This is a genomic window from Cupriavidus sp. FW216-B1, assembly GCF_058789195.1.
This window is the reverse complement of the sequence record NZ_JBYTEL010000037.1, coordinates 1-26,724: the sequence shown is the minus strand read 5'-3', so window position 1 is coordinate 26,724 and position 26,724 is coordinate 1. Positions and strand designations below refer to the sequence as shown.

The 26,724-nt window shown below is 63.2% G+C and carries 45 protein-coding genes; 18 read left to right on the top strand and 27 right to left on the bottom strand.

Features of this window, described 5'->3' with window-relative positions:
- The 22 genes from AC3WXD_RS34190 to AC3WXD_RS34085 form a co-directional block, all read right to left on the bottom strand.
- Positions 1-475 (bottom strand): hypothetical protein (locus AC3WXD_RS34190; protein ID WP_492325634.1); only part of this gene is annotated, 475 nt, incomplete at its 3' end.
- Positions 472-2,979, bottom strand: a complete 2,508-nt coding sequence (locus AC3WXD_RS34185; RefSeq protein WP_492325633.1) for a DNA methyltransferase — start codon at positions 2,977-2,979, stop codon at positions 472-474. The genes AC3WXD_RS34185 and AC3WXD_RS34190, both read right to left, overlap by 4 nt.
- Entirely contained in the window at positions 2,976-4,766 is a 1,791-nt protein-coding gene (locus AC3WXD_RS34180; protein WP_492325632.1) for a DNA cytosine methyltransferase, read from the bottom strand. The genes AC3WXD_RS34185 and AC3WXD_RS34180 overlap by 4 nt, the downstream gene beginning before the upstream one ends.
- Positions 4,763-5,461 (bottom strand): hypothetical protein, encoded by a 699-nt coding sequence (locus tag AC3WXD_RS34175; RefSeq protein ID WP_492325631.1) that lies wholly within the window; start codon positions 5,459-5,461, stop codon positions 4,763-4,765. The genes AC3WXD_RS34180 and AC3WXD_RS34175 overlap by 4 nt, the downstream gene beginning before the upstream one ends.
- A 1-nt stretch (position 5,462) precedes the next feature.
- Positions 5,463-5,738, bottom strand: coding sequence for a hypothetical protein (locus tag AC3WXD_RS34170; RefSeq protein WP_492325630.1), 276 nt, complete (start codon positions 5,736-5,738; stop codon positions 5,463-5,465).
- Positions 5,735-6,046, bottom strand: coding sequence for a hypothetical protein (locus AC3WXD_RS34165; protein ID WP_492325629.1), 312 nt, complete (start codon positions 6,044-6,046; stop codon positions 5,735-5,737). Before AC3WXD_RS34165 ends, AC3WXD_RS34170 begins: the two co-directional genes overlap by 4 nt.
- Positions 6,043-7,230 (bottom strand): RNA-directed DNA polymerase, encoded by a 1,188-nt coding sequence (locus AC3WXD_RS34160; protein ID WP_492325628.1) that lies wholly within the window; start codon positions 7,228-7,230, stop codon positions 6,043-6,045. Before AC3WXD_RS34160 ends, AC3WXD_RS34165 begins: the two co-directional genes overlap by 4 nt.
- Positions 7,231-7,448: 218 nt before the next feature.
- On the bottom strand, positions 7,449-7,811 hold the full coding sequence (locus AC3WXD_RS34155; protein WP_492325627.1) for a four helix bundle protein: 363 nt from the start codon (positions 7,809-7,811) through the stop codon (positions 7,449-7,451).
- An 18-nt stretch (positions 7,812-7,829) separates the two neighbouring features.
- Positions 7,830-8,315, bottom strand: a complete 486-nt coding sequence (locus AC3WXD_RS34150) for an Lcl C-terminal domain-containing protein (protein ID WP_492325626.1) — start codon at positions 8,313-8,315, stop codon at positions 7,830-7,832.
- A gap of 66 nt (positions 8,316-8,381) precedes the next feature.
- Positions 8,382-9,041 carry an Lcl C-terminal domain-containing protein gene (locus tag AC3WXD_RS34145; RefSeq protein ID WP_492325625.1) on the bottom strand — a complete coding sequence of 220 codons (660 nt, stop codon included), beginning with the start codon at positions 9,039-9,041 and terminating at the stop codon, positions 8,382-8,384.
- Positions 9,042-9,098: 57 nt separating this feature from the next.
- The gene (locus tag AC3WXD_RS34140; RefSeq protein ID WP_492325624.1) at positions 9,099-9,602 is read right to left on the bottom strand and encodes a hypothetical protein; all 504 of its coding nucleotides are present in this window, start codon (positions 9,600-9,602) and stop codon (positions 9,099-9,101) included.
- A gap of 32 nt (positions 9,603-9,634) precedes the next feature.
- Positions 9,635-11,422 (bottom strand): YqaJ viral recombinase family protein, encoded by a 1,788-nt coding sequence (locus tag AC3WXD_RS34135; protein WP_492325623.1) that lies wholly within the window; start codon positions 11,420-11,422, stop codon positions 9,635-9,637.
- Positions 11,415-12,278, bottom strand: a complete 864-nt coding sequence (locus AC3WXD_RS34130) for an ERF family protein (protein ID WP_492325622.1) — start codon at positions 12,276-12,278, stop codon at positions 11,415-11,417. The genes AC3WXD_RS34135 and AC3WXD_RS34130 overlap by 8 nt, the downstream gene beginning before the upstream one ends.
- 28 nt (positions 12,279-12,306) lie before the next feature.
- The gene (locus tag AC3WXD_RS34125) at positions 12,307-12,591 is read right to left on the bottom strand and encodes a KTSC domain-containing protein (protein ID WP_492325621.1); all 285 of its coding nucleotides are present in this window, start codon (positions 12,589-12,591) and stop codon (positions 12,307-12,309) included.
- A 25-nt stretch (positions 12,592-12,616) separates the two neighbouring features.
- Positions 12,617-12,757 carry a hypothetical protein gene (locus AC3WXD_RS34120; RefSeq protein WP_492325620.1) on the bottom strand — a complete coding sequence of 47 codons (141 nt, stop codon included), beginning with the start codon at positions 12,755-12,757 and terminating at the stop codon, positions 12,617-12,619.
- Between the two features lie 100 nt (positions 12,758-12,857).
- Positions 12,858-13,199, bottom strand: coding sequence for a hypothetical protein (locus AC3WXD_RS34115; RefSeq protein ID WP_492325619.1), 342 nt, complete (start codon positions 13,197-13,199; stop codon positions 12,858-12,860).
- A 32-nt stretch (positions 13,200-13,231) separates the two neighbouring features.
- Positions 13,232-13,453 carry a hypothetical protein gene (locus AC3WXD_RS34110; RefSeq protein WP_492325618.1) on the bottom strand — a complete coding sequence of 74 codons (222 nt, stop codon included), beginning with the start codon at positions 13,451-13,453 and terminating at the stop codon, positions 13,232-13,234.
- A complete protein-coding gene (locus AC3WXD_RS34105; RefSeq protein WP_492325617.1) occupies positions 13,450-13,632 on the bottom strand; it encodes a hypothetical protein in 183 nt (60 codons plus the stop codon). Before AC3WXD_RS34105 ends, AC3WXD_RS34110 begins: the two co-directional genes overlap by 4 nt.
- Positions 13,629-13,799 (bottom strand): hypothetical protein, encoded by a 171-nt coding sequence (locus AC3WXD_RS34100; RefSeq protein WP_492325616.1) that lies wholly within the window; start codon positions 13,797-13,799, stop codon positions 13,629-13,631. Before AC3WXD_RS34100 ends, AC3WXD_RS34105 begins: the two co-directional genes overlap by 4 nt.
- Complete coding sequence (locus tag AC3WXD_RS34095) at positions 13,796-14,071, bottom strand: hypothetical protein (protein ID WP_492325615.1); 276 nt, start codon at positions 14,069-14,071, stop codon at positions 13,796-13,798. The genes AC3WXD_RS34100 and AC3WXD_RS34095 overlap by 4 nt, the downstream gene beginning before the upstream one ends.
- 173 nt (positions 14,072-14,244) lie before the next feature.
- Positions 14,245-14,985 carry a hypothetical protein gene (locus AC3WXD_RS34090; RefSeq protein ID WP_492325614.1) on the bottom strand — a complete coding sequence of 247 codons (741 nt, stop codon included), beginning with the start codon at positions 14,983-14,985 and terminating at the stop codon, positions 14,245-14,247.
- A gap of 9 nt (positions 14,986-14,994) precedes the next feature.
- Positions 14,995-15,687, bottom strand: a complete 693-nt coding sequence (locus tag AC3WXD_RS34085; RefSeq protein WP_492325613.1) for a LexA family protein — start codon at positions 15,685-15,687, stop codon at positions 14,995-14,997.
- 19 nt (positions 15,688-15,706) lie between these two features.
- Between AC3WXD_RS34085 and AC3WXD_RS34080 the strand changes: the two genes are divergently transcribed.
- From AC3WXD_RS34080 to AC3WXD_RS34070, 3 genes are all read left to right on the top strand, one after another.
- Complete coding sequence (locus tag AC3WXD_RS34080; protein ID WP_492325612.1) at positions 15,707-16,015, top strand: hypothetical protein; 309 nt, start codon at positions 15,707-15,709, stop codon at positions 16,013-16,015.
- A 10-nt stretch (positions 16,016-16,025) separates the two neighbouring features.
- The gene (locus AC3WXD_RS34075) at positions 16,026-16,292 is read left to right on the top strand and encodes a hypothetical protein (protein ID WP_492325611.1); all 267 of its coding nucleotides are present in this window, start codon (positions 16,026-16,028) and stop codon (positions 16,290-16,292) included.
- Positions 16,293-16,445: 153 nt separating this feature from the next.
- Positions 16,446-16,592: a hypothetical protein gene (locus tag AC3WXD_RS34070; RefSeq protein WP_492325610.1), complete on the top strand. Its 147-nt coding sequence runs from the start codon at positions 16,446-16,448 to the stop codon at positions 16,590-16,592.
- Between the two features lie 75 nt (positions 16,593-16,667).
- Here AC3WXD_RS34070 and AC3WXD_RS34065 read toward each other — a convergent pair whose 3' ends face one another.
- The 3 genes from AC3WXD_RS34065 to AC3WXD_RS34055 all read right to left on the bottom strand — a co-directional run bounded on the left by AC3WXD_RS34065 (position 16,668) and on the right by AC3WXD_RS34055 (position 17,535).
- Positions 16,668-16,871: an ECs_2282 family putative zinc-binding protein gene (locus AC3WXD_RS34065; RefSeq protein WP_492325609.1), complete on the bottom strand. Its 204-nt coding sequence runs from the start codon at positions 16,869-16,871 to the stop codon at positions 16,668-16,670.
- A gap of 70 nt (positions 16,872-16,941) precedes the next feature.
- A complete protein-coding gene (locus tag AC3WXD_RS34060; RefSeq protein ID WP_492325608.1) occupies positions 16,942-17,154 on the bottom strand; it encodes a hypothetical protein in 213 nt (70 codons plus the stop codon).
- A gap of 132 nt (positions 17,155-17,286) precedes the next feature.
- Positions 17,287-17,535 (bottom strand): hypothetical protein, encoded by a 249-nt coding sequence (locus AC3WXD_RS34055; protein ID WP_492325607.1) that lies wholly within the window; start codon positions 17,533-17,535, stop codon positions 17,287-17,289.
- 156 nt (positions 17,536-17,691) lie between these two features.
- Between AC3WXD_RS34055 and AC3WXD_RS34050 the strand changes: the two genes are divergently transcribed.
- From AC3WXD_RS34050 to AC3WXD_RS34040, 3 genes are read left to right on the top strand one after another with little or no spacing between them, the layout of a single operon-like run.
- The gene (locus tag AC3WXD_RS34050; protein ID WP_492325606.1) at positions 17,692-18,084 is read left to right on the top strand and encodes a hypothetical protein; all 393 of its coding nucleotides are present in this window, start codon (positions 17,692-17,694) and stop codon (positions 18,082-18,084) included.
- On the top strand, positions 18,081-18,242 hold the full coding sequence (locus AC3WXD_RS34045) for a hypothetical protein (RefSeq protein ID WP_492325605.1): 162 nt from the start codon (positions 18,081-18,083) through the stop codon (positions 18,240-18,242). Before AC3WXD_RS34050 ends, AC3WXD_RS34045 begins: the two co-directional genes overlap by 4 nt.
- A complete protein-coding gene (locus AC3WXD_RS34040; RefSeq protein WP_492325604.1) occupies positions 18,235-19,131 on the top strand; it encodes a hypothetical protein in 897 nt (298 codons plus the stop codon). The genes AC3WXD_RS34045 and AC3WXD_RS34040 overlap by 8 nt, the downstream gene beginning before the upstream one ends.
- Before the next feature lie 5 nt (positions 19,132-19,136).
- Here the strand turns inward: AC3WXD_RS34040 and AC3WXD_RS34035 are convergent, their stop codons facing one another.
- Positions 19,137-19,406, bottom strand: coding sequence for a hypothetical protein (locus tag AC3WXD_RS34035; RefSeq protein WP_492325603.1), 270 nt, complete (start codon positions 19,404-19,406; stop codon positions 19,137-19,139).
- Between AC3WXD_RS34035 and AC3WXD_RS34030 the strand changes: the two genes are divergently transcribed.
- From AC3WXD_RS34030 to AC3WXD_RS33985, 10 genes are all read left to right on the top strand, one after another.
- Positions 19,405-19,617, top strand: a complete 213-nt coding sequence (locus AC3WXD_RS34030) for a hypothetical protein (RefSeq protein ID WP_492325602.1) — start codon at positions 19,405-19,407, stop codon at positions 19,615-19,617. The two genes, AC3WXD_RS34035 and AC3WXD_RS34030, sit on opposite strands and share 2 nt — an antisense overlap.
- Positions 19,614-21,002 carry a replicative DNA helicase gene (dnaB, locus tag AC3WXD_RS34025; RefSeq protein ID WP_492325601.1) on the top strand — a complete coding sequence of 463 codons (1,389 nt, stop codon included), beginning with the start codon at positions 19,614-19,616 and terminating at the stop codon, positions 21,000-21,002. The genes AC3WXD_RS34030 and dnaB overlap by 4 nt, the downstream gene beginning before the upstream one ends.
- A gap of 7 nt (positions 21,003-21,009) precedes the next feature.
- On the top strand, positions 21,010-21,477 hold the full coding sequence (locus tag AC3WXD_RS34020) for a RusA family crossover junction endodeoxyribonuclease (protein WP_492325600.1): 468 nt from the start codon (positions 21,010-21,012) through the stop codon (positions 21,475-21,477).
- Positions 21,477-22,130, top strand: coding sequence for a MarR family transcriptional regulator (locus tag AC3WXD_RS34015; RefSeq protein WP_492325599.1), 654 nt, complete (start codon positions 21,477-21,479; stop codon positions 22,128-22,130). Before AC3WXD_RS34020 ends, AC3WXD_RS34015 begins: the two co-directional genes overlap by 1 nt.
- Positions 22,131-22,292: 162 nt before the next feature.
- Entirely contained in the window at positions 22,293-22,715 is a 423-nt protein-coding gene (locus AC3WXD_RS34010) for a recombination protein NinB (RefSeq protein ID WP_492325598.1), read from the top strand.
- A complete protein-coding gene (locus tag AC3WXD_RS34005) occupies positions 22,712-23,002 on the top strand; it encodes a hypothetical protein (RefSeq protein WP_492325597.1) in 291 nt (96 codons plus the stop codon). Before AC3WXD_RS34010 ends, AC3WXD_RS34005 begins: the two co-directional genes overlap by 4 nt.
- Positions 22,999-23,349: a hypothetical protein gene (locus tag AC3WXD_RS34000; protein WP_492325596.1), complete on the top strand. Its 351-nt coding sequence runs from the start codon at positions 22,999-23,001 to the stop codon at positions 23,347-23,349. The genes AC3WXD_RS34005 and AC3WXD_RS34000 overlap by 4 nt, the downstream gene beginning before the upstream one ends.
- 12 nt (positions 23,350-23,361) lie before the next feature.
- Positions 23,362-23,577 (top strand): hypothetical protein, encoded by a 216-nt coding sequence (locus AC3WXD_RS33995; protein ID WP_492325595.1) that lies wholly within the window; start codon positions 23,362-23,364, stop codon positions 23,575-23,577.
- The gene (locus AC3WXD_RS33990) at positions 23,577-23,777 is read left to right on the top strand and encodes a hypothetical protein (RefSeq protein ID WP_492325594.1); all 201 of its coding nucleotides are present in this window, start codon (positions 23,577-23,579) and stop codon (positions 23,775-23,777) included. Before AC3WXD_RS33995 ends, AC3WXD_RS33990 begins: the two co-directional genes overlap by 1 nt.
- Positions 23,777-24,403: a hypothetical protein gene (locus tag AC3WXD_RS33985; RefSeq protein WP_492325593.1), complete on the top strand. Its 627-nt coding sequence runs from the start codon at positions 23,777-23,779 to the stop codon at positions 24,401-24,403. Before AC3WXD_RS33990 ends, AC3WXD_RS33985 begins: the two co-directional genes overlap by 1 nt.
- A gap of 267 nt (positions 24,404-24,670) precedes the next feature.
- Here the strand turns inward: AC3WXD_RS33985 and AC3WXD_RS33980 are convergent, their stop codons facing one another.
- On the bottom strand, positions 24,671-24,886 hold the full coding sequence (locus AC3WXD_RS33980; RefSeq protein WP_492325592.1) for a hypothetical protein: 216 nt from the start codon (positions 24,884-24,886) through the stop codon (positions 24,671-24,673).
- Between the two features lie 175 nt (positions 24,887-25,061).
- On the opposite strand from AC3WXD_RS33980, the gene AC3WXD_RS33975 reads away from it, so the two are divergent.
- Together AC3WXD_RS33975 and AC3WXD_RS33970 are read left to right on the top strand one after the other, a co-directional pair.
- Positions 25,062-25,517 carry a terminase gene (locus AC3WXD_RS33975; protein ID WP_492325591.1) on the top strand — a complete coding sequence of 152 codons (456 nt, stop codon included), beginning with the start codon at positions 25,062-25,064 and terminating at the stop codon, positions 25,515-25,517.
- Positions 25,517-26,724 (top strand): terminase large subunit domain-containing protein (locus tag AC3WXD_RS33970; RefSeq protein WP_492325590.1); only part of this gene is annotated, 1,208 nt, incomplete at its 3' end. The genes AC3WXD_RS33975 and AC3WXD_RS33970, both read left to right, overlap by 1 nt.

Here is a 26,724-nt window from a genome sequence, read left to right as displayed (position 1 = left end):
CAGCCTCAAGGGCTGCGATCAGCTGGGCTGGCTTTCCGTTGAACTGGTTGAAATGGGCATCGCACAGGCTGCAGCATTGGTCAGTGATGGCGCGCCACCCCATCGCTACTTGCACGCGCCAGGTGTCGTGCTTGATGCGCTGGCCCGTGTACGGCGGCCTCGGGCAGAGCCGGCAGGCATTGCCGCAGGTGTCAGGCGCCACACTGCGGAAATGGGGGTACCGCGCAGCCTCGGCCGCCACTTGCTCATCGGAAAGAGTGGCCGCAGCTGCGCGGAGCTCGGCCAGCGTGGCGAACTGGCGCTCCGGCAGCGCTTTGTGAAACCACGTCTCAATGAATGCGCGGCGGCTGTTCTCGCGGCGCGCCTCCATCTGGACGCCCAAGCCAGCGGTGTCCTCATAGCCGTAGAAGGCCATGCCGTGGGCGCCGTGGCCATGCGCGGTCTCGCGCATGGTGATGTTGTCGGGGATGATCATGCTGCTTGCTCCAGGTCTCCGGCATCGAACAGGCTCGGCATGGTCACCTCGCGCTCGGCAGCCTTGAGGTAGTGCACGCCGTCGAGGAAGTACGCCGGGTTGAGCTCGCTGCCGCCGCCGTGCCGGCCCTTGAGGATCGCTCGATATGGCACAGTGCCGAGGCCGGAGAACGGGTCGTACACCTTCTCGCCGGGGTTGCTGTAGCGCTCGATCAGGCGGTCCACGATGTCGAACTGCAGCGGGCAGACGTGCTGCTCGACGTTGCGGCGCGCCTGGTCGCCGTTGAGCGTGCGCATGCGGTTGATGTCGTGCCAGACCTCCGGATGGTGGCTGCCGGGCGCGAGGCTCATGAACGCCGATGGCAGCGCGCCGCGGGCGTCCAATTCTTCGCCGATGCGCACGTGGGTCTCGTAGTCATAGACGCTGGCCAGGCTCTGCTCGGTGAACAGCTTGGCCAGCTTGTCCGGGCCCAACTTCCCCAGCTCTTCCGCCGTGAGTTGGCGGTTGCCGCTCGAGCGCCAGAAGGCATGCGCATCGACCTGCCAGCGCGCGCGCGTATAGGCGGTCTTCTCCTTGCGGACCGGCGCGTCGGCATAGCCCTTGCTGCGGTCGCTCTGTGGCTTACGGAACAGCAGGATGTACTCGGGGCTGCCGACACCCATCTTCGTGCCGTCTTTGCACTGCTCGGACCAGCCCAGCCGGTAGGTCTGGTTATTCTCGCGAACCACATCGGTCACCACGGTGATCATGCCCATGTAGTCGAAGCCGTGCTGCCGGCCATGGAACAGCGCCTCGGCATGGAAGGGGCTCACGGTGGGCGCGCCGGCGCCTGTGACGTTGCCGAACAGGATCCGGTCCTTGACGTGGCAGCAGTAGAGCCGGCCCGGCTTCAGCATGCGCAGCAGCTCGGGCGTCAGGAAATCCATCTGCTGCCAGAAGTGCGAGTTGTCCTCGGTGTGGCCGAAGTCGTTGTACGAGGGCGAATACTCGTAGTGGTTGGCGAACGGGATCGAGGTCACGATCAGGTCGACCGATGCCTCCGACTGCCGGCGCGCCTCGTCCACGCAGTCGTTGTTCGCCACGCGGAAGAACCGGCCCTCGACCTCGATGCGCTTGACGCCGATGGAGCGCGCGAGGGTCTCCTGCATGGCGAGTTGGTTGAGGCCATACTGCTTGATGATGTCGGTCATCTTCTGCACCATTTCGTCGTGACGGCGCCACTTCTCCTGCAGCGTGCGAAGGATCTCGCGCTCGGCCTCCGAGTGGATGATGTCCACACGGCAGGCGTGGGGCTGCTGGAACCGCTGGATGCGGTGGATCGCCTGGATGAAGTCGTTGAACTTGAACCCGATGCCGGAGAAGATCTCGCGATGGCAGTGCCGCTGGAAGTTGCAGCCGCTGCCGGCGATGATCGGCTTCGTGGAGAGCAGCCGGTACCGGCCCTCGCCGAAGTCGATGATGCGCTGCTCGCGCTCATCCAGATCCTGGCTTCCCCACACGCTGACCGCCTCGGGCAGCGCCTGCTGGATGGCATGCCGCTCCATCTCCAGGTCATGCCAGATCACGAAGTGGTCGCCGGGCGCCTCAGCCACCAGCTCAGCCGCTTTGGCCACGCGCGCGTCCAGGCTGTTGCGCTTCTCCGCCGAGGCCGCTTGCACACCTAGCGCCGGGTCGTTGAACATCAGGCCCTGGCCGATCTTGTCGGTGCCGGCCGTGCTGTAGTCGGTGGGTACCTCGTGGTATCGCACGTCGAGCGGCGGCAATTCATAGCCCTCGTCGCTGTAGCCGAGATCGGATGGCTTCTGGATGAACACCGCCCAGCTGCTCACCCACATCCAGAATTCCTGTTCCTTGTGCGGATAGAGCGTCAGGTTGCCTGCCTTCTCGCTGTCCCGCTGGAAGAAGCGGGTTAGCGCCTGGCCAGTGTCCATCTGCCCGAGGAAGCCGGCGTAGTGGATCAGTTCCTTGAAGCGATTCGGACTCGGCGTCGCCGTGTTGACCAGTTTGAACGGCACGCCTTCGAACAGCGGCAGAAACTCCTGATAGGTCTTGCTGCCGAACGAGCGCAGCACGGACGCCTCGTCCAGGCTGACGGCCGTAAACCGACGCGGGTCGATCTTCCCATCGCGCACCGATTCGTAGTTGGTCAGGTAGTAGCGATGGCCGGCGGCGATCTCGGCATCCGTCCGGATGAAGCGTAGGTCGATGCCGAGCATGCGGGCATCGCGGATCAACTCCTGGCGCACGCCCAGCGGAGCGACGAGCAGCAGCGGGCCGCCAGCATGGTCGACGATCAGGCGCCCCCATTCGCACTGCATCACCGACTTGCCCAGGCCGAATGAGGCGAAGATGCCGCGGTTGCCACCCTTGACGGCCCAGCGCACGATGTCGCGCTGGTGGTCGAACAGGATCGGATTCACGTCACCCGGCGCGACGTCGAACCCGTCGAAGCGAGCCATCTTGATCTTGGCGCGCAGGAATTCGTCGTATCGGTCCGCCGTCATACTGCCTCCGTGATGCCGGCCACCGACAGCGCCACCGCCACCTGCCGCACCCACACCGGTGTGGCCGACAGCATGAACGTCTCGCCGGCCTCGGCCAGCAGCAGGGTAGTGCCCATCACCTCGGCGATTGCCTGTGCAGCATCCGGCGGTACGGCATTGCCGATGCGCTCGCGCCATGCTTGGTCGCTCAGGCCGTCCAGCTCGAGATACTCCTCTGGCTCGATCAGCGACTGCAGGGCGGCCAGCTCCAGCGTGGTAAAGGGGCGATGCCAGGTGCCGTCCAGCGCGCGGATGATCGCCACCAGCTTGTCGTTTGCCGCCGGCATGCGCGGATCAGCTACCGACCACCGGCCGTTGTCGTGCCCGGCCGCCGCCGATACCGCGCCGCTGGGCTGTTCCCACGCCACCACGCCATAGTGCCCGCCGGTCAGGTAGTGGTCGCCGCGCTCGCGCCGCATGCCCGGGCGCGGGTCGGCCACGGCCAGCGCCCCGCTGCCGAAGCGGGCGCCAGTTACTGTGCTGGCCGGTTCGCCGTAGGCCGTGACCTTCATCTTGTTGGCATGGGCAGTATCTGGCCAGCCTGTGCGTGGGTCCTGCACGCACTGGCCGGTGCCGTGGGAGCAGGCCGCCGGCGCCGTCACCAGCGCCCACGGCACGATGCGGAACTCGTTATTGTGCTTGGCCGGGCCGGCGTGACGAGGGTCGGCGACGCTGAAGGTGCCCTGGCCGGGATTGGTTCCGGCCGTGATGGCGCCCGAACTCTCGCCCCAGCACAGCACGCCGTATTGCTGATACTGCGCCGCGCCGGCCGGGCCGCGCGGGTCCGCGATCGAGAACGTGCCATTGCTGGGCAGCGATTCGCCCGCAACCGCGCCGGCATGCTCTTCCCAGCCCAAGACGCCCAGGGCGCCGTTGCGGCGCTCGGGCATGATGAGGTAATCGCGCAGCTTGCCGTTTTCCACCGCCAGCTTGTTCAGGCTGCGCCAGTCGCTGCCCGCCTCGACGAAGGCCAGCCGCACCCACGTCTTCCACTGCAGCGAGGGCACACGGTGCATCGGGCCGCCCGCCGGCGCGCCCGGCAGGGGCATGCGGCCCAGCACGGTACCGACGCCCTGCAGGCGGTGAATCTCCGGCTCGTACAGGAATGCCGGCACCTTGGCCGTGTGCCGCGCCACCAGCAGGAAGCGCTTGCGGCTTTGCGCCAACTTGCCGATCTCCCCGCAGTCGTGGGTCGTCTCGTTCACCGCATAGCCATAGTGGCGCAGGATCTTTGCGATCTGGTCCAGCAGGTGGCGCCCGCGCGTGGCGAGCCGCGGCACGTTTTCGAACACGATCAACTCGACGGGGTCGTCCTTCCAGGCCTCGCACATCAGCCACACGCAGCGCAGCGTCAGCTCGTTGAGCGCCTGGTACTTCGGCGTGCGGCTCAACGCCTCGGACAGCAAGCCGGAGGCGCCCTTGCACGGCGACGAGATGAAAACACAGTTCGGCCGCTCGTTGCCGGCGGCGCGCCGGATGTCGGCGGCCGTGGCCTCGCGCCAGCCCGCCGGCGGCTGCTTGCCGTGGAACGCGGTGTACTGTTCGCGCGTGAACAGGTCCATCACCGTGCACGGCACGCCCACCAGCTTCTGGAAGTCGCGCGCGGCGGCCGGGTCCACGTCAATGCCGCCGATGCACTTCCAGGTGGCAATCATGTTGCCCACGTGTGAGGCGGCCTTCTTGAAGCCCTTGGCGCCGCCGCCGAGCCCGCAGCAGAAACCGAACGTTTTGTACTCGCGGCGGATCATGCGGAGGCTCCTTTGGCGATTGCGGCGTCGATGGCGGCGTCAAGGCGCTCGCCACTGGGGCAGTCCGTGCCCAGCCGGACCAGGGAGTGATGGCCCTGCACTACGAAGAGCGCCGATTCGTTCCAGTTGCGCTCTCGCAGCCACCGATACCGCTCCGCATCGCGCCTGTCCTCGCTGGGATGCTCTGCGACGTGCTCTGGCAGTGGCGAGTGCTTCGGCTTCGCGGCTTGCTTGGCCCGGATCTGGTCGACCTTGGTCCAGATGCGCGCGAGCTCTGTCTCTCCGGCGGCGTGCATGTCCAGGCCCTGCGCGAGACATAGCGCGGCGAGCGTCACCATTACACCGCCGACCTCTTGGTGCTTGTCACCCACGGGCCGGCCGTACACATAGTCGACGAGCTGGTGCGCTTCGCTTGCGGTCGCGCCGCAGGCCTGCACCAATTCAAGGGCCTCTTCGAGGAAGCGGTGATTGCGCTCTTCGGTGTCGGCCGCGATCTCGGCGCCGAAGCAGGCGAGCATCCACGGATGGACGTGAGATTGGAAGGTTGTGCTGGGCACCCAGCAGTCAGGGCACGGCACGCCACCCTCATCGGGTTCGCGGTAGCTCGGGCCGCCGATCATGCCATTACCGCGGCAGGTGGGGCAGTCCGGCTCCGGGATGGCGCTCAAAGCGGCTTGCTTCTGTTCTTCACTCATCTCAGGCTCCCCGCTGCTTGTCGACCAGCGCCCAGCCCTCGTTCTTGCCACTGCCGAGGAAGTGGATCTTCCCGGCCTTGCGCAGGGCTTGGAGGCGGCGCTCAAGGATGCGGAAGGTATCGACTTGGGTGTAGATGGTGCGCCCCATGTTCTCTTCATGGGCGATGCACGAGCACTCGTCCATCACCTCTCCGCCGAAGAGGTCATTGAAGGTATTCGACTGGTCGCCGATCTTGCGCAAGATCAGGGCATCAAGCTTCTCGTATTTGGTTTTCATTGGTGACCCTTGATCTTTTCCAGGAATGCGGCCATCGGCCCGTATTTCACCCAGCGCGCCAGCGGCTGCGAAGGTCGGTTCTTCGCACCGTCGTGCAGCGCGTCGAGCAAGCGCTCGAACTGCTGCAGGCGGGCGGCCTGGGCAATTCCGGCCTCGCGCGCCACGTCGAGCAGGGACAGCGTCTCCGCCAACTGCCGGCGCAGATCGGCGTTCTTGCGCTTCAGGTCGTCCGAGTCGCGCGCGAGGTCGGCGATGTCGTGGTTCATCCGATCAGCCTGGCGGATCGGCGTGCGGAGGGGCCAGTTCATGAGGGCTCCTTTCTGGCGGCGGTGGAATTGCGGTATGCCTTGGTCAGGCCGAAATCGACGGCATGCCCGCGGTAGCGGATGCTCTTCGCCAGGTGCGCGCGGTCGGCGTGGCTGCCAGTCGCCTGCCGCAGCAGGCCGAGGTAGCTGTTCGCCGCGGCATGCACCTCATGCGCCTCCATTTGCGCGAGGCGCTGCGCGCCAACGTTGACGGTGCGGCGGCGGGTAGTGCGGACCCACGGGCGGATGACCTGGCCGACGAAGTCGATGCCACGGCTCACTGGCTGCAGGATGGTCTTCGTCGGGTTCAGCCGGGCGCCGAGCCGGCGAGGCAGGAACGCCTCGATGTCATCGTGCGCAGCCTTGAGCCATTGGGGCGATTCATGCAGCAGCAGGAAGTCATCGACGTAGCGGATGTAGTGCCGCGCGCCGAGGACATGCTTTGCGTGCTGGTCGAGCACGTCGAGATAGACGTTGGCAAAGAACTGGCTGCTCAGGTTGCCGATGGGTAGGCCGCGGTGCGGCGGCTGATTCAGCAGGCTCTTATGAGATGGCACGAGTGCCATGAGTGCAGCCGGGGCCTGCATGATGACGTCCGGGCGCGGGTCGTGCATCAGCACCAGATCGGCCAACCACATCCACCAGGGCTCCGCAACGCGTGCCGCGAGGTGCGCCCGCAGGATGTTCTTGTCGATGCTGACGAAGAAGTTGGCGAGGTCGCATTTCAAGTACCAAGCTGGGCGCGACCAGTTTTCGGTGATGCTGCGAACCTTCGCTTCCAGGCGCTGTGCGGCATACAGCGTGCCGCGGCCAGGGATACACGCGCAACTGTCCACGATGAATGAGGCATGGAAGCGCGGGGCGATGTGGTTGTAAAGCAGGTGATGGACAACCCGGTCGCGGAAGTCGGCCGCCCATACCTCGCGCGGCTTCGGACGGGTGACGACGAAGCAGATCGAGCGGCCGGGACGGTAGCTGCCATCGATCAACTCGTCGTACAGCCGGATCAGGTTGCGCTCAAGGCGGAGCTCGAATGCCAGCGCGCTTTCCGTGTTGCGCTTGCGCCTCCGGCAGTCGAAGTACGCAGTAACGAGGTCTTCGAAGGAAGCGAGGTCAGCATAGGTTCGATCTGCGGACACGCCGAGCGCGAAACTCGTTGTTCTTGTGGTAGTTGTTCTGGTTGCCATTGCCAAAGTTCTGGTTCCACGCGTTGTTGGAGTTGCTCTAGGACTGCGTCTGTTCGTGCTATCCACGTCGCCCCACCGAAGGCATGCGCCGATCAGCGGGGAAACTGCGCAGGACCTGCCTGGTGACTCCCAGCGGTATCCGTGATGCGCCTGTCGGTGGCCTCGTGAGCCAGCGGCACGACCAGATTGAATTCGCACAGGCGAGACCGCCTTGACGGTCAGGCAACAGGCGACGATGCGGACTTGTTGCTCCTTTTCCAGCCGTTGGCCTGCTTCCCGATACTGTTGGTCAGCGCGATTTCCTTCGCATACTGCGGCCGCGAAATCAGTCGCTTGTCCACGCAGAGGCGCAACACGAGCTCGATGACCTGCTGATGCTCGATCAGGTCCAACAGGTGCTTCGCCTTTTCGTGCGCAACATTGGCGCGGAAGATCAGTATGGTTATCTCGATGCACTCGTCGCGAAGCTTGCCGCCCAACTGCGCTTTGTGGTCGCGCGGCATGTTGCGAGCGAGGTCCGTGACGACATCGAAAAGGTCGTACGCTGCCTTGTAGATAGAGAGTTCGGTATGCAGGCCCACGGCTAAATTACTGAATGGTTAAATGGGTTCTCTGCGGACACGCCGAGCGCGAAACTCGTTGTCCTTGAGGTAGGTGGTCTGGCTGCCACTGCCAAAGTTCTGGTTCCACGCGAGGTCGGAGTCGCCCTCGGACTGCTCGCTGGACCAGTACCAGGTGGCTTGGAATTCCTCGCCCAAGTTCGCGAAGAGCAGAGATTGCTCCCGGCGCGTGGGCAGATCGCCGCCACCATCTGCGGCCCATTCCTTGGCCTTCTCCCAGTTGACGTCCTCAGCCGCGCCCGGCATCAGAATCAGGTGGTAGTCAGGCTCACCGTTCTTGCCGAGGATGATGCCGGCGTACAACTCACCAGCTGCGAGTTGCAGGTGCCTGGCGCCCGGGGCGGCTAGCGCCGTGCCGGACGCGGGTGCGATGCTGTCCAGGAAGGCTTTGACAACCGCCTTGACCGGCATGGTTACCTGGGCATCGCCAAGCGGGAACGTCACGTGCTCTGCGACTTGCGTCATTATTTGCTCCATGAGGTGGGAGGGATGAAGGCCGCTGGCGCGGCCAAGAATGGAAAAATGACTGAATTACTGAATGACCAGCATGCTGCGGACACGCCGAGCGCGAAACTCGTCGTACTTGTGGAAGCCGACCTGGAGGCCAACGCCAAAGGTCTGGGTCCACGCGTAGCTGGAGTAGCTCTCGGACTGCGTCGACGTCCAGTAATAGGACTCGTCGTCGAACGCCTCAGCACCGCCGGATTGAAATGCCGCTGCGGTGGTGCGGCCCGGAGTGCTTTCCGTATATGGGTAGCCGGCCGGCACGCTGCTGGGGTTATCGCCCGAGCGGTAGACGTAGTTGCTTTCGCTGGTCGGCTTGAGGTTGCGGTAGATGACCTCCTTCTCGTCGCGCGCCGGCAGATACCAGTCGTCGAAACCGTTCAGTGGTTGCCCCAGCGCCCACTGTGCCAACTCGCTGCCGGCGGCTGCCATCGCGATGGTATTGGCACGACCGTCGAAGTAGCTCACGGCGCCGTCGACGCGCGCGCGGGAGGAATTCCAGGCGATGTCTTTGTGCTCGCCGCCATCCTTGGGCGCCACGATGACGATGTGGATACCGTCTGCCTTTCGGACCTTGCCGGCATAGAAGCCGCCGCCGATGGCATCGCCGGGCTGCAGCGCGTCGGCGGCCGCTTGGTTGATGGTGGTTTGCACTGCGCTCGATTCAACTGCGGTGATTGCGGTCATGTTCATCCTCGGTTTTGATGTGTGGTGCTGCAAAAAAAGTGGGGATGGGCCCTGTTATCAGGCGGCTTCCTGGAATTCCTCGGGCTCGTCGTACGACAGGCTCATGTGGACCTCCTGGCCGAGAAGTTGGCAGATCCGAGCCAGGGTCTTCTCGTCCGGATGGATCTGCACGCGGAAGTTGATGAAGACGGTGCCGCCTTCTTGAAAGTCGAAGGAGAGCCGGTTCACTCGTGCATCGTCGAGCACGATGTCGTCTTCCTTGCGCACCTTGCTGAGAATGCTCAGCACTTGGTGCTCCCAGTCGCCGTCCCACTTCACGGTGCCCAGCGCCGGGTTCTTCAGGTTCGGCAGGTAGCCGGCATCGGTCACCAGGTCGCCCTGGACGGCCTCATCCTTGTGGTAGAACGAGGACTTTAGCGTCGGCGAGAAGAGGGCCAGCAGGTCATTGGAGACGCGCGCCTGCAGCTTCAGGTCCACGCCCAACACGCTGTCCTCACCGTGCTTCTCGGTGCGCGTGTTGATGTGCAGGATCTTGACCAGTTGGTTATCAAGTTCGAGCATTGCTTGGCTCCGGTGGTGGGAAGGGAAGCCGCTCAGGCGGCGTGGTCGAAGGTCGAGAAATCCATCTCGCAAAGCCACGCGATCACCTCTTCCTCGCGGGCGTCGAAGTGGCTCACCAGCGCGCCGATGATCTCGGCGTCCGTCGGGCGCGCCGGCGGCCGGGCGCGGGTCGTGATCGGTGTCACGGGAGCACTCGGCTTCTGCGTGGTGGTGGCGGCGGGGCGGGCCGCGACAGCCGTGGGGGCTGCCGCAGGCGCCGGGGCGGGCGCACGGCGGTAGTAGTTGTGGGCGTCCATCTCGTGACTCGGCCCACAGTTGCGCCACACGTCCTGCGGCGCGCGGCGGTATTCCAGACGCTCTCCGCGCTCCAAAGCCTCGATAGCCTCGGCAACATCCGGATACTCCCCCCGCGCGCGCATTGCCTGCTCTTCCGCCAGCAACTTCTCCTTGGCCTCTTGTGCCTCGCGCATTTCACGCGCCAGGCGATCGGCTTCTTCCTTGCGAATGCGCTCACGCTGCTCTTCCTCGCGCTTCGCCTCCGCCGCCTTGTGGGTGTGGATGCGGCTGGTGATGACCAGGCGCAGGTCGTCGAGCTGCTTGGTGGCCAGCCCCAGCCGATCGGGGAATAGGGACTCGTAGCCGACGATTCCTTCCTCGATCACCGCGAGGTTCGCGCGAATGCGCCTCGCTGACGCATCGGCCTCGATCTTTGCGTTGGCCAGCACCGTGTCGACCGCGTCGCGCATGCTGGCCAGGGAACGTTTGCCCTTGGCCGCACCGGCGAAGTCGGGGATGGCCAGCGCCACCCACGCGCCACCGGTATCGGCCTTGAGGCCATCGATGTGCTTCGCGTATGCCTCGCGGCCGCCGCGGATGATGCCTTCCTTGATCTCGACCTTGCGCTGCTCCACCAGCTTGTTCAGGTCCAGCCGCACTCGGCGCGCCTCGGCGCTGATGTCATCGATGGTGCGGAACAGCTCGTCGATACTGGCGGTCTGGGCCAACGCATGCTGCTTGGCGGCAGCCAGCTTGCTCTCCACCTCACCGCACCACTTCACCGTCTTCTCGGCGTCGGCGAATTCCTGATCGGTGGTCAGCTCGCGGTTGATGCCGGCGAAGACCGCCAGGGCATGCTCGCGGAACTGCGGCAGGTTGCTGGTCGTGACGCGGCCGGTGACCTCCAGCAGCAGGGCGGGCAGTGTCTCCGGCGTGCGGCCGGTGGGCTTCACCTCGGCCGGCTGCGGCTCGTAGTCGGCCAGGTCCTTCTTGAACTGCTCCCAGCCGGCGCGGATGCGCTCGAACCATTCCGGATCCGGCGTGACGTCGACCCACACGAAGCGGTCGCGCGTGCCGTCCGACACGACGAAGCGCACACGCTCGGCGCCGGTGACCATCAAGATCTGCTGACACTGCGGCATGTGGCTGTCCGGCACATTTCCGTTCTCGACCGCCAGTGCCAGTTCCTCATTCCACTGCTTGTGCTCGAACGCGGTGTCGCCAGCCATGGTCAGGCCGTCGCACGACGCGGAGAATTCGCCCAGGGAGCAGGTGACCGGGTACAGGTCCTCGCCCAGGTCTTCCTCGACCAGCGGGCGGGCCAGCGCTTCAACCTCGTGGCCGTGGTCGAGGATGTGCTCCTGCACGAAGTCGCTAAATTCCTTCGGAGTACCGGTGTGCTTGATGTGCAGCAGCTCGGTCCGCTTCGTGTTTTCGGACAGGCCGAGCATGGCGGCGGCCTCGCTGGCGCCCAAGTACGAGAGGCGGAAGTGTTGCCACTCGGGGGTGCCTTGGACGAGGTTGTGAACGATGTGGTCAGTCATTTTCGTGGCTCCACGAATCGATGGTGTTCTTTTGGGCCTCGGTGAGCTTCACGCCTTTGGATTCAACGGTTGTGATCAGCTGATCAGGCGTTTTCTTCTTGCCGAGGATTAGCAACCGCCAGGCCGCCTTGTTCTTGCTGAAGGCTTCGTCGCTGTAGTCGCCGTGCGAGCTTTTCTCCGTGGACTGGCTGCCGCACGAGCCCTTCTCGTCCCTGGCGCTACCGCCGCTGTCTTCGGCACCGCCAGCTCCGTCATCGTCCATGCCCTTGGTGGACATGCCAGTCACCGCCAGCAGCGTGTAGCGCTGCAGGTAGGTGATCGTCGAGGCGGTCTGCTGGATGACGTTCTTCTTGCCGGAGTTGTCGGGCGGCCCGGACATCACCACCTTCTCGGAATGGCCGAACTCGTGAGTGATCACGCATTCCACGGTGATCAGGCCAGCGCCCTGGAGGATGTTCCAGGCGAAGCTCAGCCCGTGCTTGGCCATGGCTGGGCCAACAGCGTCAGTGACATCAGACAACTCCGCATGCGTGTAGCCAACGAAGTCACCTTCGCGCGTGTTGTAGCCAACCGATTTGCTTCGCCGGATCGTGATCGGTTCGGTCTTGAACGCCGCCATGGCCTTGACATAGGCCTTGCGGGCTTCCATCGCCAGCCCACGCTCACGCAGATCCAGCAGCTTGCTGATGTAGTCCAGGTCGGCGCCTTTCTCTACCGCGATCAGCAGCAGGGTGTCTGGCGTGACCGGCCCGGTGGTGGCCAGCGCGCCGGTCTGACGTTGGGCCGGAAGCGCCGCGGCGCGCGGCGTAGTCGGGGCGGTGTCGACGTCGATGACGTCTTCGACAGCGGTGGACATGACGGTGTCTCTCCTGGCGATGCGGGGTTCAGTCGGCGGCCGGAGCGGGCGCGGCTTCGACCTTCACGTACGGGTACTTCTTGTCGTACGGCTTGATGTGCTTGCCGTGATGCGAGCCCTTCGACTCGGCATCGCAGAACGCCGCGAAGTCGTCGGTGGTGAAATTGCTGTAGTGGTAGAGCGACGTTGGCGCGTTGGTGCGGCGGTCTCGGAAGCGGATCGCGAGCGTATTGGTCTCCGCGTCGTGCCCGATGCTGTGGATCTGCGACGATTCGACTTCCTGCATTTCGATGGTGGGCATGGTCGATTCCATGGTGATCTCCAGGTGGTGAGGCGGTTCAGAAGCCGGCGCGGATCGCGACGGTGAGGTAAAGCAGGGTGCCGGCGGCCAGGCCGAAGCTGATGGCACCGGCCCACTGCCGCGCACGCGAGCACTTCGCGACGGCCAGCAGTGCGTTTGAGCGTGGGTCGTAGGTCATGCCAGCAGCTCCTGCGCAGCGATGACCACCGCGTAGCCGACGGCGAGCCAGAAGGCGGCGGCGAGCCAGCGGTTGTTGCGGTCGACTTTGGCGCGATCCATCAGAAGGGCACCTCAGCCGACTCGGTAGGGGTGAACTCGATGGCCGTCACCTTGCTGATCTTGTCGTTGATTTCCGCGATACGGCGCCCGAGCTCGGCACGTACGTTCTCGCGCTCGTGCTCCAGCGCAGCAAGCATCAGCGAGCGCGGGTCGATGTCGCTCGGGACCTCGACAGTGATCGTGTGCGGCATGATCTTTCGATAGCGCGCCCAGTTGCCGCCCAACTCATTCCTTGCCCATTTCTCAAAGTCGTTCACGCTGAATTCGTAGGACAGCTTGTCGGAGTATTCGCTGACGCTGGCGTAGATCCAGCCCTTGATTTCGATGGTCTTCGTGGTCATGGCAGTCTCCTGGTAGTCGGAAGCGAGGTATGTCAGGCAGCGAGGCGTTGAACAGCCTCTGCCTCATCCAGCAGCTGTTGCGCGTAGAGCAGCACCGCGGTCTTGTCGATCTCGTTCCAGACGGCCCGACGGTCGGCGGCGGCGATGTAGTTGCGCAGCAGTGCGGCGCGCGCCGGGTTCTTGCCCAGGCTGTCGAGGAATGCAATCTCATTGGCCGTGCCGTAGCTGCGGGCGGCGGTGTTGTTGGCGCTCATGCTTGCTCCCTGGCGTGGACGAGGGCGCTGCGGGCGATGTCGCCCAGCATTGCCGGGACATCGACCAGGTCACGATCTGCCGTGCGCGACAGGCGTTCGATCTTCTGCAACGCAGTGGTCAGAATGCGGGTCAGATTCTCGTGCGCGGCTTGGCGCGACACGGCTTGGTCGGTCGTCATGCTGTTACCTCTGCGGCGGAGCGCATTTCGCATTCCAGATTCACCATCGCGCTGAACGCGCGGCCACCCAGGCTGCCAATTTCGGCGGCCGTTGCCTCGACCGAGAGGCTTTCGGCAAGCCTGAGGACGGCGAGAACCTGATCAAGGGTCCGCTGGCTGATGTTCATGCCACCCTCGCAGTGCCGTCGAAGGCCAGATGGTTCGGCAGGGCAGCGAAGTGGGCGTGCGCCGGCAGGGTCTGCTCACGCTCGCGCAGCTGGTTCTCGCGCGCCTTGGCCACGAGCTCGTCGTGCAGGTCGGTGTAGTGGCTGAGTTGGACGATGTCGTGCTCGTCGCGCGTCATCCGGGAGTAGTCGAAGTCCTCGATCTGGAGGAACTTGCCCAGCGCTTCCGCCTGCTCTTGCGGCGAGAGGTATCTCAGAATCTCGGCGGGCGTCATGGTGATCTCCATCGGGTTGGTTGGCACCGGGTGGTGCGTCGATGGAAATCATTAAACGCTATGTTTAAGATGATGTCAAACGCTATGTTTAGTTTTTTGGTCTACACCCAAGGTAGGGACGAAAAAAAGCCCGCTTGTGCGGGCTGATGCACATCGTGATCTGGGACGGTGGGTCAGCTACCTGTTTGTGGCGGGATCTTTCCTTCAAGTGACTGAGACAGGGCGTCAAAGATCATCAGCGCTTGACCCGTGTCGCTGACGAAATCTTTCACGGCATTCTTCGGAAGCGAAAAATATCCCTTCTGACCTGTGAGCCTGATCTTTACGTCCTTTCCGTCAGCAACCTTTCGTAGCCCCTCGACTTGAGCCTTGGTCAGGGCAAAGTCGTAGCTCTCTTCAATACCAATCGTGCTCGCATCCCGTTTAACTTCCGGGTATGGAAAATCCTTCTCCAGAATAATGTCCCCATCGACCATCACAGAAAGGCGCTCCATAAATAGCCAGCCGCCCCTATTGTGGAAATATGTCGATAAAAGAAAAACTGGCATCTCATTTTCCCTTACGGAGATATATGAGTGCACATTTGTGGAAATATTGATACTTAGGAGTGTCGGCGGAAAGAAGAAGTATGTCTTACGGAATGCATCACGACGCATGATGCTGATGAACTGTTTTCCATTGCCTAGGGTGAATTTCGCACCATAGGTAGTGACGCCATCGTCTGAAGTCGGCTTGTCGGACTTGTTTGCGATGAATGTTGATTCGAATGCCTTCTTCCAATCCTCGGGAGTTATGGAAGGCGGCTTCGGAGCCTCCGCAGCGGTGGCGGCTGGGGGACTGTTCCCGGCCCCGGGGCGGTCACACCCAGCAAGACCTGCAAGCAACACCAGCACAGTCAATGACCAGCGTTTCATGCTTTCTCCCTATAAGTCAAATCCGGCATGCTTAACTACGCCGCAATAATGATCATCATCGCCAAGCTTGATATAACGCTCAGGCCAATCTGGATTTAGAGCTTCAAGATATAGACTGCCGTCAACCAGTGTCAGCTTCTTGAACGTGGCGTTCCCTTCCCTACGTACTATTACGTACTTACCCGGAGAGGGCTCAATGTCTGGGCTGACGAATAGTTTGATGCCTTCCGGAAACGATGGGTATATGCCTGGCGGCGCAGTCATTGATGGTCCTCGCACTTTAACGACAAATCCAGATGGTCCAAGATCGACATGCGATTGATGCCATATGGTGTTGTCGTCCGGCACGAAATTCTCACAGATCTCTGTCCACGAACCTGCTTGCACCCAAGAAATTTCCGGGTAGCGTCTCATTTTTAACTGTGGGCCGACCTCGAAATTATCGCCATAAAGTGGGCGATCGTCTTCCAATTCTGCCTTCGTCAAAGCTTGCCCATTTGACGCCACCATCGGCGGTGTCCCGTGCTCTAGCCATGTGGCACTACATCCGAATGTAGCTTGGGCCTTCAGCATGCCGGCCTTCGACATGCCGCGCTTTTCCCAATTGTGGATAGTTTGCTGCGACTGCAGGAGAGCGTGCGCCACCTGTGTAGGCGTTTCCAGTCCCTGAAGCTTCTTTACTGCCTCGTAGAGGCGAACCATGGTCTCGTGCATACCGTGGATGGTCGCATACGTAAACGCGCCGTTGATAAACAAGGTGTTTGCCTTTGTCTTAAACATGGTGTTTAATGTAGGCATGGAAACCGACTTGGCTATCGCAATGGACCGTGAACTGATTCAACGCCTTGGCGGTGCTGCCAAGGTGGCAGAGATGCTCGGCTTCGAGAAGAAGGGCGGCGTGCAGAGGGTCCATAACTGGAGCAAGCGCGGCATCCCCGCCGCCATCAAATTGGCGCATCTAGACCTGTTCTTGACTGCCCAAAGAACGCCCGAGCTCGCCGACGCCCCCACAGACAAAGCTGCCGCCTAAGGAAACCGAGATGCAAGAAGATCGATTGCTGTCTGACGCAGACGTTGCGGCGCTGAAGCAAGCGCTGTTGGAGCGATTCGCGACGGGGCGTGACAGCCTGCTCGAAATTGAGCAGGCATTTCTGACGGTGTGGGAACTGACTAGGCGCGTAGCGAAGACACAGAAGTTGTTGGCGGAGGGCTCTTCAACACCTTCTCCAACTCCTTCAGAACCTCCGCGTACAGACGAGCCGCAGCTTCCGGCGACTCTGCGCGCCCAGGCATCAGGGCAGCCGTGATGACAGCCGCTGGCTGCAATAGTTTTTCGTTCACAGGCATCTCCATGCGTGAAGTTGTTGAGGTGAGAGTCATCAGCATAGCGCACTGGGGATGCCGCCTTTTCGCTGGCGGTCGGCCTGGTTTTGCCGGGTCGGCCGCCTGAGGACCCGCCCATGAAACAACGAGTTCTAGACTGGTGTCGCGGCCATCCGCTCGTCGGCATCCCGCTGCTGAGCGCGGCTGTGTTCTTCCTTGTGCTCGTGACGTTCTGGGCAGCCAACTGGTTGATGTACTGGCTGCCGCAGCCACCGAGGGGATAGCACATGCCTACGCAACGCATCAGCGTCGACCTGTCCGAACTACGCGAGCAGGTCGACTCGTTCATCCAACTGTTGTCAACGCTTCCGGAAAGCGTCGCGGAAGGCTTTGCCAACCGCATCCTTGGCGGCCTCCGTGACGGCAGCTTGCAGGTCGCCGTATCGCCAGGTTTTCCCGCATCCGTTGCAGGCGACCTCGTCATCAGGCTGCGGCTCTGCGGGCAGGCGGAACTCCTTGCTGCCGCAAGCCGTGCACGAGATGGGAAGGTTGATTTTGTCCATGAGGGTTCCTCCGTTTCCGGAATCGGGTGTGTGAGAGCTTCCGATTCTACGGACGGGTGGAACCCTCGCCCTACTCCTTCGGAGGGGGATCTGTGATGTCCTCCCTGGCGACCTGGACGGCTGCTTTCACACCGCGCAAGTCTTTCTTGAACGCGGTCACCCATGGGTCGCCCAGGATGATCGGGCCGCCGCACAGCCGGCAGGTCTTTGCATCGGCAGCAATGTCCGTCTGGTTGCCGCAGTTGGCGCAGTGACGGATTTCGATTTTCTGAGCTTTTGGCATGAGGAGTCTCGATGAAAAAACTGTACGCGCGCTTCGTGCTCTGGCTCATCCGGCCGGCGCTGAAGCTGAACAGCGCGGAGTGCTTGAGCCAGAGGGCAGGTTCGCTGCCGGATGAGACCTTGAAAGATGAGCTTACCCGCCGTGGATCGATACGAGTCGATTTGTGAGCTTCCTCGCTTGCGCATCGATCTCGGCCAGATGACTGTCCGACGCAACTGAGGCTAGCGCAATTTCCGCATTGCGCTTGACCAGAGCACTGAAGTTTTGCGTGAAGGCTATTCGCATGTCCGGTTGCTGCAATTCCAGCAGTGCTCGCAGCGCGAGAAACAGTGCGTCGTTCTTGGCTTCGGCCAAGTACAGGCGCTGAAGTAGTTCTTCCATGCATCCCCCTTTCGTGGGCAGTTGAGAAGGTCAGAGATCTCGATTGTTCCATGGAAGTGGGGATGCACCCGAATGTGTAGAGGATGGTTCACATCCTATTTTTTTCGCCGCAGCGCAGCACTACAAAGCGCTACAAATTTTTGGGAGCCGGGTGAAATGACCCAGGAAGCCTTGTTCTACGAGGACATCAACGACGCCTTCAACGAGGTCATCCGGGCCTGCGGCGGAGCCAAGGTCGTGGCCGGCAAGCTATGGCCCGAGAAGGCACCAGATGCCGCGCACCGCCTGCTTCTCGCGTGCCTAAACGAGAGTCGTGTCGAGCGGCTGTCCCCGGAGCATGTGCTGTTGCTGCTCAAGATGGGCCGGGAACGTGGCTGCCATGCCGGCATGAACTTCATCGCGCGCGAGGTGGGGTACGACGACCCGAAGCCTGTCGAGCCGGAGGACGAGCGAGCTCGGCTGCAACGCGAGTTCATCGAGGCCCAGAAGGCCATGCTGGCGCTGGCCGGCCGGATGGAGCGCGCGGGAATGCTGCGCGCAGTGGCATGAACACGCGGTCAGCCGCGGCGCAGCGCGCCTGGATCAACGAACTCCTGCACCGCATGACGGTCGCCGACGCACGGGCTGTGCGTGTCCATCTGTGCGCGGAGTTGAAGCGGGAGATCGCCGATTATCTTGCGGCGACGAGGAAGGGTAGCAATGCGTGACTACGCAAAGGTGAGCCCGCAGTTCTGGATCGGAAAGACCGGCAAGGCGCTGCGCGGAGATGTGGAATCGCAGTTGGTGGCGCTCTATTTGATGACCAGTCCCCACGCCAACATGATCGGCGTTTTTCACTGCCCGGTTCTGTATATCGCGCATGAGACCGGACTACCCTTCGAAGGGGCTTCGAAGGGGCTTCGAAGGCTCTGTGAAGGGGGGTTTTGTGCCTATGACGAGGCTTCTGAGCTGGTCTGGGTGCGCGAGATGGCGCGGTTCCAGATCGGCGAGAGCCTGAAGGCATCAGATAACCGGGTTGCCGGGGTGCGCGCAGAATTCGAAAAAGTCCCGCAAGGCCTTTTGCGACAAGGGTTTCACGCTCGCTATCGTGCTGCCTACCACCTGCCAGATGAGCCCGAAAACGATAGCCCCTTCGAAGCCCCTTCGAAGCCCCTTCGAAGCCAAGAGCAGGAGCAGGAGCAGGAGCAGGAGCAGGAAAAAGAAAGTAACCCTAACGGGTTACTCGTCGACAGCGTGCCCGCTGACGACTTTTCGCTCGACGGAGGCAATCCAAAACCTACCCGTCCCGAATGCCCGCATCAGGAAATCATCGCGCTTTACCACGAGCTATTGCCGATGTGTCCGAGCATCCGTGAGTGGACGCCGGCGCGAGCACAGGCCCTGCGCGCGAGATGGAACGAAGACCCGAAACGCCAGAACCTCGACTACTGGCGTGCCTTTTTCGGCTACGTGTCCGAATCCAAATTTCTCACCGGTCGCGCACGCACCGCAGAAGGCCGCAAGCCCTTCATTGCCAGCCTCGACTGGATCGTCAAGTCCGAGAACTTCACAAAGATCCGTGAGGAGCGGTATCACAACGAGGCGGCCGCAGCATGAACGCCTCAGTCCTCTTCGCGCGGCCGCGTCAGCAGGTCCTGAATGTCCGCCCTGTCGTTGCGCCGCCTCTGGACCACGCGGCCGAACTCGCGCGCGTCAGCTTCGTTATCGAACAGCCCAACCACGGTGTACGTGCCAGGGTCACGGCACTCACGAAGCGCATCAAGGTTGCGCCGAATCATGTCCACGGCTGGCTCCACGCTGACGCCGAATCGCGAGGGCGTCTGGTAGCCACTGATTGCCACTACCCAGGAATTTTCGAGGAGATTGTCCATGCTTGAGGGGCGCGTTGTGTGGTTATCCGATTCGGATTTTATCCCCGAGCTGAAGGGTGACGAGTCGTTGCCGGTAATGGGCCGACTCAAGGATGAGGTGCTTGATGTAGCTCTGCTCGCCAAGGTCGTGCTGTGGCAGGACCAGGTTGTGAAGAACGTATTCGGCAACGTGGGCGAAATCACCCGGACCTACTCGGATTCCCCGGTATGAACGCACCCGACGATCTCCCTCAGGCGCGCGCGCTGTTCAGCGTTGAGGCCGAGCAAGCTGTGCTCGGCGGCCTGCTGCTCGACAACAACGCTGTGGACCGCATCAACGGGCTCGACGCGGCGCACTTCTACCGCGAGGACCACCGGGCAATTCTCACGGCCATCCTGCAACTCATCGTCTCGAACCGGCCGGCCGACGTCGTGACCGTATTCGAGCGCCTGCAGTCGGAGGGACGGGCCGAGCGTGCCGGTGGCCTGCCGTACCTGACGGCCATGGCGCAGCGCACGCCCAGCGCGGCGAACATCGCGCGCTACGCCGAGATCGTGCGCGACCGGGCGATGTTGCGCGAGACGGCCGCCGCGGCACGCAAGGTGCTCGAACTGGTCGAAACGCCGAGCGCGATGAAGGGCGCCGAGGTCGTGGACCGCGCGCAGGCGCTGCTGGCTGACTTGGCTGCTGTGGGCGTTCGCCGAGAGCCGAAGATGCTCTACGAGTTGCTGGAAGCGTTCGTGGAAGAGGTTGACGAGCGCTACCACAGCAAAGTGAACCCGGGGATATCGACGGGCATCGACTCGCTGGATAGCGCGCTGAACGGTGGCCTGCACCCAGGCAACTTGGTCATCGTTGCCGGCCGCCCATCGATGGGCAAGACTGCCCTCGCCACGGACATCGGCTTGAACATCTCCGACACCCACAGCGTGCTGGAGTTGTCGATGGAAATGTCTGATCGCGAGATTGTCGCGCGCGCGGCCGCCAACCGCGGAAACATCAGCCTGTCGACGCTGCTGCGCGGCCACATGGAGGATCGGGACTGGCCGCGCCTCACGCATGCGATCGAGACCATTGGCAATCTGCGCTTCGCGGTGGACGACTCGCCGGCACTGACGCTGTTGGAAGTCCGGATGAAGGCCAAGGCCCACAAGCGCAAGCACGGCCTGGATGTGCTGATCGTCGATTACCTGGGCCTGATGACTGGGGGCGAGGAAAAGATGCGCACGCAGCAGATCGGCGCCTACTCGCGCGGCCTGAAAGCGCTGGCCAAGGAACTGGGCATCCCTGTCGTAGCGCTGGCGCAGCTCAGTCGCAAGAACGAGGACCGCCCGGACCGCAAGCCCATCCTCTCCGACCTGCGCGACTCGGGCGACATCGAGCAGGACGCGGACGTGGTGATGTTCGTGCACCGGCCGGAGATGTACGACCCCGGCAATGAGGCGCTGAAGGGCTACGCCGAGGTGCTGATCCGCAAGCATCGCAACGGCGCGCTCAGCGACGTGCCGCTGCTCTATCGCGGCGCGGTGACCAAATTCGACGAGTGGACCGGGCCGCTGCCAATGCTGTCGGCAGGCCCGGCCGTGCGCAAGCGCGGCATCGCCGCGGAACTGTGAGGACCACATGACCAAGATCATCCTGACGCTGCCATATCCGGTCTCGACGAACCGATACTGGCGCACCTACATGCCCAAGGGCTTCAAGTCGCCTGTCACCGCGCTGAGCGAAGAGGCGAAGGCCTACAAGCAGCAAGTGGGCTGGTTGGCCAAGGCCGCCGGCGTGCGGCAGCCTCTGGCCTGCCGCGTGGCCATCGCCTACACGCTCTACCCGAAGCGCCCGCAGGACTGGCAGAAGCGCGTAGCCAAGGACCCGTTGAACTGGGACGACAGCGTGCTCTGCATCGACCTGGACAATGCTCAGAAAGTCTTGCTCGACGCGCTGAAGGGCGTGGTGATCCAGGACGATGGCTGGCAGGTCCGCCGGATCCTCGCCGAGCGCGCGGAGCCAGACGGCGAGGCCCGCCTGGTCGTGACGATAACGCCGCTGCTGACGGAATCGCCGCAGGCTGGGTTGTTCGTGGAGGCCGCGTGATGTGCGCCGAATCGAAATCAACCGTCGCGCACCAATTGCACGCGGCGTTCCTCCGCGGCGAGAAGATCGCTCCGCCCGAGTTTGCTCGGCGCATCGGCGTTTCAACTATGGGGGTTCATCACGCCATCAGGGCGCACTTCGCCGGGATGCTGCGAGAAGAAGAGCCCAGGGGCACGCGAAACGGTGCCGTGCTGGTCTGCATCAGCATCGAAGAGATGCGGCAGTGGAAGCCCAGGGAGCGCCTTTCGCGCTCTGTGCCCACGGAGCCGTTGGGCTATGCACTGCGCGCGGCCTTCCTGCGCGGGGAGCAGGTCGTCGCCACAACGTTCGCCGAGCGGTCAGGTTATTCGCGGCAGGGCGTGAGCGATGCGCTGAAGACGATGGAGCGCCGTGGGCTGATCACCGGCGAGCTCCAGCGGCCGAGCGGGCGCGGCAATGCCGCCATGGTCTGGTCGTGCCCGGATCTGACGGCCATGAAGGCCTACCAGCCTCAGGTGCAGACCGTGAATCCGATGGCCGGCCGTCGCTCGCGCGGGCCTCGCGGCGCGTTTGCCGCGCTGCTGGAGGTCTGGGGCATCCGCGCCGCGGAGATCGCATTGCCGGCCATGCAGCACCGGATGGAAGTTCCTGAAGACGACATGGAGGTGGTGTGATGGATGACCTGATGATGGCGTGGGTGGCCCTGGTGATCGTGATCATGGGTGGCCTGATCCTTTGGGCGTGGGAGCAGAAATGAGGTGCGCGAATTGCGGGAGCGCCGACCACACGGCGCGCAACTGCCCCTGGACCCGCTGCGTGCGGATTGCGAGGCCGGCATGAGCACGCTCTACCGCGAGTTCACCCTGAAGAGCCCGGGCATCTGGCCGACGGTGCTGGCCTTCATCAAGGCCAATGCGGCGGCGTTCGCCGAGAAAGGGCAGCCCCTTCGCATCGTGGTGACGGCGGAAGAGCGCCGGCGCACCTCCGAGGCGAACCGCTACTACTGGGGCGTCGTCCTGCGTGACATCGCGGAACAGGCGTGGGTACAGGGTCGCCAGTTCGACAAGGACACATGGCACGCCTACTTCGCCGACGTGCACGGCGTGAAGGTGGAAATCACGCTGCCGGACGGCCGGATCCACATGACGCGCAAGTCGACGTCGGAGATGTCGGTGGGCGAGTTCAGCGAGTACCTGGCCCGCGTGCAAGCCGATGCGGCGAACGAGTTCGGGGTCACATTCGACGGGGTGCACGGATGACATACCGATCCGAGAGGCTCCGTCGCGCGGTCGCATCCCTCGCATGCGTGAATTGCGGCCGGCAGGGCGCCACTCAGGCCGCGCACGCCAATCTCGCCTGCTTCGGCAAGGGCATGGGCCACAAAGCCAGCGATGCGGCGATCATGGCGCTCTGCATGACGTGCCACGGTGAGCTGGATCAGGGCAAGAGCATGGGCAAATTGGAGCGCTGGCACCAGCAGATGGAGTGGATCGCCAAGACCAGCGTGGCGCTGATCGAGGCCGGGCTGCTGGAGGTGGCCGCATGATCCTGCCCCCGATAAATCTGGACGAAGAAGACCGCGCGACGGTGCTGTCTTTTCCCGGCAAGAAAAAACCGCCGGCGGACGAAGGGCCATACCTGCGCGAGGTCATGTACCGGTCCGGCTGCCAGCACCGCGCTGGCTTCACCGTCGACGAGAAGCTCGACACGGTGGAATGCACTGGCTGCGGCGAGAAGCTCAATCCGATATGGGTCCTGCAGCAGCTCTCTCGCATGGAGACGCGCTGGCACAACCACCACGTGCAATACCAGGATGAGATGAAACGCCTCAGCGAGCGCAGTCGCACCAAATGCCAGCACTGCGGCGAGATGACGCGGATCAGTCGCAACTGAAAGGAGACCACCATGCAAACCATCATCATCTTCGGCCTGCTGGCCACGTTCCTCGCGCTGATCATCGCCTTGAGCCTCGATGCCATCGGAAGGCTGGGCGATGACAATCTCGACGACGAGGACATGCAGGGCTATGTCGACCAGGACGGCGAGAGCACGCCGGGCCCATACGACCGCGATGCCTGGCGCCATGCGAGCGTGAAGGTCCCGCGCGCTGAGGACTGCTGATGGCACTGCCGAGCTACTGCTACCGCGACCCGGCCGAGGTCTACGAGCAGAAGGAAAGCCGATCCTGCCGCGGCTGCGTCTACGAGAAGACCGCCCGGCTGATGGGCACAGAGCACACGGTGTGCACGAAGTTGCTGCCGAGCGGGAAGCGGCGCTCACACGGCCGGCGCTGTGCGAATTTTGATGACGGGGAGAAGTGATGGAAAAGCCGATGTTCGCAGACGTCTCGCACGCGCTGCATGTCTCATACCTGGTGCTCTCGATGCCGCCGCGGCAGAAGGCGCCATTCCGGAGCATGCTGATCCAACTGCTGGAGGCGATCGACGAGCCGACGGCTGCGCAGGAGCGGTGGCTGGCCGAACTGCGCGGGCCGCAGAGCAGCGCATACGACCCGGATCGGCTGACGATGGATGAGTTCCGCGCCCAGTACGCGATGATCACCGACGCGGCGAAGACCCGGCTGCCGTCGCCCGAGTACGCGGTGGTGCTCGCGCGATATGGCCACGGGCCCGACAAGCTGGCCGGCTGCAAGCGACTGGCGCTATACGCGCGCCGCGCTTCCGGGCTGACGGCGCCCGCGCTGCTGCTCGACCTGGTGATCCGGCACTATCTGCCACGCCAGCAGCGGGAGGGCTACACCATCCGTGGAATCGCCGAGAAGCGGAAGGTAGACCGGAACATGGTGTTCCGCGCGGCGAAGTGGATGGAAGCGAATTTCCGCAGTCTGGAGGCTCTGGCACTGGACAGGCTGGAGCCGAGCTTCGTGGCCCACGGATTGATACCGGACCGTACAGCGTGCGAATCCCCGGAACGCCTTGATGCATAAGGGATGACACGGGAAATTGTCTTGCATTTTTGAGACAAACGGTGTAGATTCCACCCAGACTTAGCCAAGCCCCGCCCGGATCACTCCCGACGGGGCTTTTTCATTGGCGCCGCGTGCCAGAGTGGACTATTGGTGACGCAGCTAAAGCCTTGATGGTGCCTGCTGCGAAGGCGATACCGTCGGGGCTCGTGGGTCCGAATCCCACCGTGGGCGCCACCCTTACATGAAGCCCCGCCGGTTTGCGCCGCGCGGGGCTTTTTCATTTGGCTATCGGCGTTTAATCAGGCGGCCCGTCGCCACAACCTTGTATTCCGTCTCGGATAGCTGGTTGAGCGCACTGCCGTCTGCGAGCCGGTATTCCTTCAGGCCGCCGATGGAGCCGCTGCCGTCAAGCGAACCGGTGTTGATGCGTGACTGGGTAACAACCACAGGATAGGCCCTGTTCTCATCGTCATAGGCGACGAACTTTTCCACCGTTTGCATGCGATCTCTCCTTGGATGTGTGCAGCGATGGGAAAGTACCACGAGTTTCAACCCCGGCCGGCGGTGGGGAAAAACACCGGCAGCCTCCGACGAAGCGTAAGCCATCTCCTCCCCGCCGGGACGCGGGTTCCTTTTGGCGACGGGCGGAGGCACCCACATTTAATAGGACCGCGCTATGGCACGGCCATCTGCCTACAAACCTGAGTTCGCCGAGCAGGCCCGAAAGCTCTGCCTGATGGGCTGGACGGACAAGGATCTGGCGAAATTCTTCGAGGTGACCGAACGGACGATCAACCGGTGGAAGATCGATTTCCCCGAGTTTTGTCAGTCACTTGCGCGCGGGAAGGTCATGGCCGACGCCGACGTGGCCGCCGGGATGTACGAGCGCGCGTGTGGCTTCCGCCATCCCGATGTCCAGATCCTGGTGGTTGGCGGGAAGGTCCGGAAGGTGAAGGTCGAGAAGATCTACCCGCCGGACGTACGTGCTGGCGAGGTCTGGCTGCGGAACCGGCAGCCAGGCCTGTGGCGACGCGACCCCGATCCCAAGGACGTCGACGAGGCGCCGCAGCCGGTCCGGGTGGTGGTCGAGGTGAAGGATGCCAGCCGCCCCGAGCCTGATGTCGAGGCCTGATGCCATCCCTGAACACACCCCAAGCCCAGTTCCTCGCGCTGCCGCACAAGTTCAAGGCGTTCGTCGCCGGCTTCGGGTCGGGCAAGACCTGGGTGGGCTGCTCTGGCCTGTGCCAGCATGCCTGGGAATTCCCGCGCATCAATGCGGGCTATTTCGCGCCGACCTACGGTCAGATCCGCGACATCTTCTACCCGACCATCGAGGAGGTGGCCGAGGACTGGGGCCTGCATGCGAAGGTGAGCACCTCCAACCGCGAGGTGCACATCTACAGCGGACGCCAGTACCGTACAACGATCATCTGCCGGTCGATGGACGATCCGGTCAAGATCGTGGGCTTCAAGATCGGCAAGGCGCTGGTCGACGAGCTCGACGTGATGCGCAAGACCGAGGCGCAGACGGCGTGGCGCAAGATCATCGCGCGGATGCGCCAGGTCGCGCCGGGCTTGCTGAACGGCATCGACGTCACGACGACGCCCGAGGGCTTCAAGTTCGTCTATGAGCAGTTCGTCAAGATGGTCAGGGAGAAGCCGGAGCTGGCCGGCCTGTACGGCATGGTGCGGGCGAGCACCTACCAGAACGCCAAGAACCTGCCCGACGACTACATCGACTCGCTGCGGGTCAGCTACCCGCCGCAATTGATCTCGGCATACCTGCGCGGGCAGTTCGTCAACCTGACCTCCGGCAGCGTCTACGCCGCGTTCGACCGTCGGCTGAACCACACCGACGATGCGATGATCGAGGGTGAGCCGCTGCATGTGGGCATGGACTTCAACGTGCTCAAGATGGCCGCGGTGATCTACGTGGTGCGCGACGGCAAGCCGCGCGCGGTGGCCGAGCTCACCGACGTGCGCGACACTCCGGCCATGGCGCAGATGCTGAAGGAGCGGTTCAAGGACAAAGGTCACCCGGTGGTGATCTACCCGGACGCCAGCGGCAAGAACACGAGCAGCAAGAGCGCCAGCGAGTCGGACCTGTCGATCCTGAAGGGCGCCGGGTTCCAGTTGCAGGTCAACCCGAGCAACCCGGCCGTGAAGGACCGCGTCAACTCGGTCAACGGCCTGATCCTGAACGACAAGGGCGAGCGGCGGCTGCTGGTGAACACCCACCTGTGCCCGGTCTATACCGAGGCACTCGAGCAGCAGCCCTACGACAAGAACGGCGAGCCGGACAAGTCGACCGGGCACGACCACATTAACGACGCCGGCGG